The 7,681-nt window shown below is 43.0% G+C and carries 4 protein-coding genes and 1 pseudogene; 3 read left to right on the plus strand and 2 right to left on the minus strand.

The window, feature by feature from the left end; genetic code table 11:
* The first annotated feature begins 384 nt into the window (after positions 1-384).
* Positions 385-771 carry a hypothetical protein gene (locus ACFFAP_RS32905; RefSeq protein ID WP_375515152.1) on the plus strand — a complete coding sequence of 129 codons (387 nt, stop codon included), beginning with the start codon at positions 385-387 and terminating at the stop codon, positions 769-771.
* 70 nt (positions 772-841) lie between these two features.
* Here the strand turns inward: ACFFAP_RS32905 and ACFFAP_RS32910 are convergent, their stop codons facing one another.
* On the minus strand, positions 842-2,155 hold the full coding sequence (locus ACFFAP_RS32910) for a lipid-A-disaccharide synthase (RefSeq protein WP_375515153.1): 1,314 nt from the start codon (positions 2,153-2,155) through the stop codon (positions 842-844).
* Between the two features lie 936 nt (positions 2,156-3,091).
* Between ACFFAP_RS32910 and ACFFAP_RS32915 the strand changes: the two genes are divergently transcribed.
* A complete protein-coding gene (locus ACFFAP_RS32915; protein ID WP_375515154.1) occupies positions 3,092-7,078 on the plus strand; it encodes a magnesium chelatase subunit H in 3,987 nt (1,328 codons plus the stop codon).
* 54 nt (positions 7,079-7,132) lie between these two features.
* A pseudogene (locus ACFFAP_RS32920) lies at positions 7,133-7,246 on the plus strand (Uma2 family endonuclease); the annotation flags it as partial.
* A 19-nt stretch (positions 7,247-7,265) separates the two neighbouring features.
* Here ACFFAP_RS32920 and ACFFAP_RS32925 read toward each other — a convergent pair.
* Positions 7,266-7,681 (minus strand): MAE_28990/MAE_18760 family HEPN-like nuclease (locus tag ACFFAP_RS32925; protein ID WP_375515155.1); only part of this gene is annotated, 416 nt, incomplete at its 5' end.

The following is a 7,681-nucleotide window of genomic DNA, read 5'->3' on the forward strand; positions in this document are numbered from 1 at the left end:
CATTAAGATTGCAAGCCGATGCATTAAGATTGCAAGGATATAGGACTCATATTTGATTTTTGAAAAAAAACTCAGTACACCTTTATTCCTTCTTCCCAGTCCCAAGTATTGAGCGATGCACTGAGTTTCGACACTTCGACTGCGCTCAGTGCATCGCTGCGCCAAAATCGAGCGAAGTCGAGATTCAACTACCGCTTGTTGTTGGCGCAGCCTCTCGTAGAGAAGTGTCCCCAGCCTCTACGAGTAATTCACCGAATCAAATCGGATTGCTATATGTGCCAAATAGTTGAAATCTTGTCAACCTTTATGCTTAAAATTGCACAAGAGGTTTATTTAGCATCTACTGACAGCTAAAGTCAACCCTTTGCAGGACTCCCATAAGCAATGCTGACTGAAATTTTGCCTTTTTCCTTTGAGTTAAACACGATCGCGATCGCCGGAGCGAGTTTGTGGTCATTGGCGCTATATCTAGGTTTTTCCCAAGTCAATGAATGGGTAATCGAGCAACTCAATCGCTGGTTTAACTTTGCCGAGCGATCGCTTTATACCAGCCAATCAGAATTTGAAAAGACTCGTAAAGCTAGAGAATCCCAAAACTCTTTCTACGCTTCATTATTTAGCATTGTGCCTTTTTTGGTAGTTGGTGCTTTATGTAACTGGGTTCTGGAAATTAGTTTAGGTGAAAGTTGGGGAATTAGTACAGGTATATTAGCTTGTATGGGCGCTGGCATTTATGAACTTGGACGCAGGGATGGAGAATCTTCGGATTAAGTAGAGAGCGCAAAAGGAAAGACTTACTCCAATTTCTCCTTTCCTGCTCCCTTATCCCCCCCTGCTTTTCCTACTTCCCAATTTCCTCACCAACAATCTGTGCTATCTTTTGGGCTGCACCGCTTTCGCCACGAATCTTACGGAGTTTAGCGCGGATATCGTCCAATTTTTCTGGATGGGCTAATAAGTCTAGCACCATTTCCCCAACTTCTTGCGGTTGAAGTTTACCCATAAGTTCTGGCACTATCTCTTTTTGTGCCCAGATATTTGGCCATGCTAATAAACCTTTGCGTCTTACAAATCTCAGGAATAACCAATTAATTACCTTCGCAAAAGGCGTACCTACTCCTGGCAGATTTGCCAACAACCCAGGTAAACCATCCCAAGAACGCATGGCGTCAAGTTGCTGTGTTGGCAGCAAAACAATCATTGGAATCCCTAAAGCACCGAGTTCAGCAGTGTTTGCCCCCACCGTAGTCAAGCAGATACAGCACTGGGATAATAAGTGATATGCAGGGTTTTCTTGCCACAGTTCCATAGTTAAGCCCGTTGTTGTTTTGAGCAATGCTTTGCCTCTAGCGTCCTCTGGGACAATTAAGCAAGCACCGCCAAAGCCAAAGATTTCAACAATAGAGTTTTTTTTGGGATCGGCAAAACTAGCTAAAGTTTGTAAATCCAAAGTTGGGGCTACAGGAATCACAAATTTTGTTTGGGGCCTTTTAGCATGGATGTATTCGGCGATCGCTAAACATAATGGCACTCCTTGGGCTAATTTTGCCGCTTTTGAACCAGGAAGTAGACCAATTAATTCAGTCTCTTGTCCTACCTTGTTGTCATTAGTCATTTGTCCTTTGTCGTTTGCTAAGGACAAATGACTAATGACTAATGACGAATGACTACTAGCTTCTACCATCAAATCACCGACAACGGTGAATTTGTGAGCATATTTCTGGGGGACACCGGCACCAACTTCAGGTTTCATCATGCCAAAGCGGTCAATCCACTTATGCCAACGAGCTGACCATTCGGCGTAAACTACTGTGCGATATCCCAGCTTTTTGCCTATAACTACGGGGAAAATTTGATCGCCACCGAGAAAAACAATTACACCGTGACTTCTCCAATCCCAATTCTCAAAGGTTTTACCCCAAAGCAAAAATTGCCAAAAATGCTCTGCTCCCTGTACTCTATCTACTTCTGGGTAAGAAAGAGCGATCGCAGCTTCTTTACCACTAGCATTTGAGCAAGGTGATAATACCACAGAAATCCTCACTACAGAAGGGTCATCCCCTAGTTCTTGCCGCAACGCCTTCACTACTGGACGCACCCAGGTTGTTACCTCACCTGGGCCATTTGATAGGATGAGAATATCTACTTGAGTCATTAGTTAATGGTCAGGAGTTAGGGGCCATTAGTCAAGAGGCAAATATTACTAAATTCGTTCCCATGTTATAAATATATACTGTAGCTTGTTGGTAAGATTTGATAACCTGTTCCACATTTAATTTGCATAGAGTCGGCAGTCAGGATGCAGTTCAATCCTGAATTTTAAATGCCTGAATTTTGAACGCTGCACCGAATGACCGACTGGAAAATGATGGAGTTGTTTGAGCGAGAAGCAAAAATTCTGTGAAATGGAATCTAGGAGCTTTAATATCTGCGGCTTTGTTTATTAGTATTTGGAAGGAAAAACTTTGGGCGATAAAGCGTTAATCTGTAGGATAATTTAAATACGACTATTGCTTGATAATCTCTGAATTTAACCCGAAATAAACTTGTTTCTCTGCTACTTAGTAGAAGTCACAACCAAATAATTCAAGTCTGCCTATGCATACTAAAAAATATTTAGTATACATAGGCAAGTTTTGTTTTATCAAACAGAATAAAGGCGTCAGTCGTCAGAATTCAGTTAGGTATTCTGTACGACACAACGAATAGCTCAGTGCATCGCTGGCGGATGAATAACCGCCAGCGATGCACCCCACCAAAGCTAACGGAAACGTCTCCGGCTTTGCTCCTGAATTCTGAATTCTTCTTCAAAACCAGATTGAAATCGCTTCATAGTTATTTAACTATAAGTTAAAAATGATGTAACAAAATATTTACATTAATGTGAGGTATTACTTTTAGATAAAGTCAACAAATACAAAGAAATATTTCGTTTTTTATATCGATTTGTATCAGATAGACGATAAAATGCCCAGTGGGTAAGTGTTTTCTGATAAAAAACACATATTGCCTAAAGATCACAAGTTACCTGTGGCTGATGATGCCGCTAGTAACTTCCAGAGAGAACACGCATCAAAGGAGCCGAAGAAGCATGTTCACACACGTCAAGTCCACCATTAGACACATTGCGCCAGATAACTTACGCGGACGTAATTTAATCAAGGTGGTCTATGTCGTGCTTGAGTCCCAGTACCAGAGTGCATTATCGCAAGCAGTTCGCACGATTAACGCGAATAATCCCAACTTGGCGATTGAAATCAGCGGGTACTTGATTGAGGAACTCCGCGACCCAGAGAATTACGAGGAGTTTAAACGAGAAATTGAGAGTGCGAATATCTTCATCGCTTCCCTCATTTTCATCGAAGACTTAGCACAGAAAGTAGTAGCAGCAGTAGAACCACACCGGGATCATCTGGATGTTTCTGTTGTCTTTCCCTCCATGCCAGAAGTAATGCGCCTGAGTAAAATGGGCAGCTTTTCTCTTGCACAGTTGGGTCAGTCAAAAAGTGCGATCGCCCAATTCATGCGGAAACGCAAAGAAAAATCAGGTGCGGGATTCCAAGATGGAATGCTGAAGCTTTTGCGAACCCTACCGCAAGTGCTGAAGTTCTTACCAATGGATAAGGCACAGGACGCTCGAAATTTCATGCTCAGTTTTCAGTATTGGCTAGGTGGTTCTCCAGAAAACCTGGAAAACTTCTTGCTGATGCTAGCTGATAAATACGTATTAAAAGGTTTAGAGAAACAAAATTTTGCATCTTCTACATATCAACAACCGGTGGTTTATCCCGATTTAGGGATTTGGCATCCTTTGGCTCCTAGTATGTTTGAGGATGTTAGAGAGTACCTCAATTGGTATACAGCTCGTAAGGATATTTCTAGGGATCTAAAAGATCCCCTAGCTCCTTGTGTCGGGTTAGTATTGCAACGTACTCACCTAGTTACAGGGGATGATGCCCATTATGTAGCAATGGTGCAGGAGTTGGAAGCACTAGGCGCACGGGTATTACCTGTTTTTGCTGGTGGTTTGGATTTCTCCAAGCCTGTGGATGCCTACTTCTATGAACCAAATACCAACACACAGTTAGTAGATGCAGTGATATCGCTAACTGGTTTTGCTTTAGTGGGTGGCCCAGCTAGACAAGATCATCCCAAAGCAATTGAGTCACTCAAACGCTTAAACCGTCCTTACATGGTGGCGTTACCCTTAGTTTTTCAAACCACAGAAGAGTGGATGGATAGCGATTTAGGCTTGCATCCTATTCAAGTAGCTTTGCAAATTGCGATTCCGGAATTGGATGGGGCAATTGAGCCGATAATTTTATCAGGTAGGGATGGGACTACAGGGAAAGCGATCGCACTACGCGATCGGGTAGAAGCTGTAGCCGAACGCGCCTTAAAATGGGCAAATCTGCGCCGCAAACCGAAGCTGGAGAAAAAAGTCGCCATCACCGTTTTTAGCTTCCCGCCAGATAAAGGCAACGTCGGAACCGCCGCTTACTTGGACGTATTCGGCTCCATCTATGAGGTAATGAAAGCCCTCAAGAATAACGGCTACGACTTACCCGAATTGCCAGAATCAGCCGAAGCGTTGATGCAAGAAGTCATCCATGACGCTCAAGCGCAGTACAACAGCCCAGAACTGAACGTTGCTTACAAAATGTCGGTTCCTGAGTATGAAGCGTTAACTGCATACTCTCAACGTTTAGAAGAAAACTGGGGCCCACCTCCTGGACATCTCAATAGTGATGGGCAAAACCTGCTGATTTACGGTAAGCAATTCGGTAACGTCTTCATCGGTGTCCAACCTACATTTGGTTACGAAGGCGATCCGATGCGGTTGTTGTTCTCCCGTTCAGCTAGTCCTCACCACGGTTTTGCTGCTTACTATACGTACCTAGAGCAAGTTTGGAAAGCTGATGCTGTACTGCACTTTGGTACACACGGTTCCTTGGAATTCATGCCAGGTAAACAGATGGGGATGTCTGGTGATTGTTATCCAGATAACTTAATTGGCTCAATTCCCAACCTGTATTACTACGCAGCTAATAATCCGAGTGAGGCGACAATTGCCAAGCGTCGGAGTTATGCCGAAACAATTTCCTACTTGACACCACCGGCAGAAAATGCTGGTTTGTATAAAGGTTTGAAGGAACTCAGCGAGTTAATTGCTTCTTACCAAACCTTGAAAGATAGTGGACGTGGCATATCCATTGTTAACAGCATCATGGATAAATGTCGGATTGTGAATCTGGATAAGGATATCAATCTGCCAGAAACCGATGCCAAAGAGATGAGTGCCGACGATCGCGATAATATTGTTGGCAACGTCTACCGCCGGTTGATGGAAATCGAGTCTCGGTTGTTGCCTTGTGGTTTGCACGTGATTGGGAAACCGCCAAGTGCAGAAGAAGCGATCGCAACTCTCGTCAATATCGCCAGCTTGGATCGTCAAGAAGAAGAACTTCAAGGCTTGCCCGGAATTATCGCTAACAGCATTGGGCGTAATATTGACGATATTTACCAAAGTAACGACCGAGGCATTTTACAAGATGTCCAGTTATTGCAAGATATCACCTTAGCAACCCGTGCAGCAGTTAGCGCCCTTGTCCAAGAGCAAACCGACGCTGAAGGGCGAGTTTCTCTGGTTTCCCGGTTGAATTTCTTCAATATGGGCAAAAAAGAGCCTTGGGTAGAAGCTTTGCATAAAGCAGGTTATCCCAAAGTTGACACAGCCACACTCAAACCCCTATTTGAGTATTTGGAATTCTGTCTCCAGCAAGTTTGTGCCGACAACGAACTAGGAGCATTACTCAGAGGCTTAGAAGGCGAGTACATCCTACCTGGCCCTGGTGGTGATCCCATCCGCAACCCGGATGTCTTGCCCACGGGTAAGAATATCCATGCACTCGATCCGCAATCCATCCCCACAACAGCAGCAGTACAATCAGCCAAAATCGTTGTAGACAGGCTTTTGGCACGTAACAAGGCAGAAAACGAAGGAAAATGGCCAGAAACCATCGCCTGTGTCCTTTGGGGAACCGATAATATCAAAACTTACGGCGAATCCCTAGCGCAAATTATGTGGATGGTGGGTGTGCGTCCGGTTCCCGATGCCTTGGGACGGGTGAACAAGTTGGAATTGATATCTCTAGAAGAATTGGGACGCCCCAGAATTGATGTAGTAATCAACTGTTCTGGGGTATTCCGCGACTTGTTCATCAACCAAATGAACCTGCTAGATCAAGGGGTGAAGATGGCAGCTGAGGCAGATGAACCTTTAGAAATGAACTTTGTTCGCAAACACGCTTTGCAGCAAGCCCAAGACATGGGGATTAATCTGCGTCAAGCAGCAACGCGCGTTTTCTCCAATGCTTCTGGTTCCTATTCGTCAAATATCAACTTGGCGGTAGAAAACAGCACTTGGGATAGCGAAGCCGAGTTGCAGGAAATGTATCTCAACCGAAAATCCTTCTCCTTCAATTCCGATAACCCCGGAATGATGGACGAATCCCGGCAGATTTTTGAAAGTACATTGAAAACTGCTGATGCAACTTTCCAAAATCTGGATTCTTCCGAAATTAGCTTGACGGACGTTTCCCACTACTTCGACTCTGATCCCACTAAGCTTGTGGCAAGTCTGCGGGGTGATGGTAAAAAACCAGCATCTTATATTGCAGATACAACCACAGCTAACGCTCAAGTGCGGACATTATCAGAAACCGTGCGCTTAGATGCCCGTACCAAATTATTAAATCCCAAATGGTATGAGGGGATGCTGAATCATGGTTACGAAGGTGTGCGCGAACTCTCCAAACGATTGGTAAATACAATGGGTTGGAGTGCGACAGCCGGCGCTGTGGATAACTGGATTTATGAGGATACTAACGAAACCTTCATCAAAGATGAAGAAATGCAGAAACGGTTGATGAATCTTAATCCCCATTCTTTCCGCAAGGTTGTATCAACTTTGTTGGAAGTGAATGGACGCGGTTATTGGGAGACTAGCGAGGATAATTTAGATCGCCTGCGCGAGTTGTACCAAGAAGTTGAAGACCGGATTGAAGGGATAGACTAGGATTACATGGGCAGGCATAATGCCTGCCTTAACTTTTCAATCTGAGATAGGACTATGAGTGCTTTAACGGTCAACCTTAAATCAGTATTGGAACTGACAGATGAGCAGTTTTTTAATCTATGTCAGGCAAACCGTGACTTGAGGTTTGAACGCACTGCTATGGGAGAATATCATAGCTCCTTTTATTCTATTTAAAATCTAAATATTGTTGATTAACTAAATATTCATCAATATTTTCTAAAATTTGTCTTAAATATTTTGTAACTCTTTCACTTATTTCAACAAGATTTTCCGCAGATGTATTTTGACCAACTTCCTTAAAAGACATAACACCATGAGCTAAATCATTTCTATTTTTTTTTATTGAGAGTAAATCAATTCCATCTCTAGTATCTTTGTCAGTAATGACTGAAAATCCATATAATTTAGCTATTATTTTGATTTCTTTAGCATCTACATTCCCAGAAAAAAGATCATCTCTATTAAAGCCAGATTGAATAATATCTCTAAAAATTATTTCTGTTTGCTCTACAAAATTATTAACACCACATTGCTGTACATTGTTTTTTACATTTTTCAAAATTATTTTTTTAATTTCTAGCC

The sequence above is a fragment of the uncultured Nostoc sp. genome (genome assembly GCF_964245575.1).
Taxonomy (GTDB): domain Bacteria; phylum Cyanobacteriota; class Cyanobacteriia; order Cyanobacteriales; family Nostocaceae; genus Nostoc.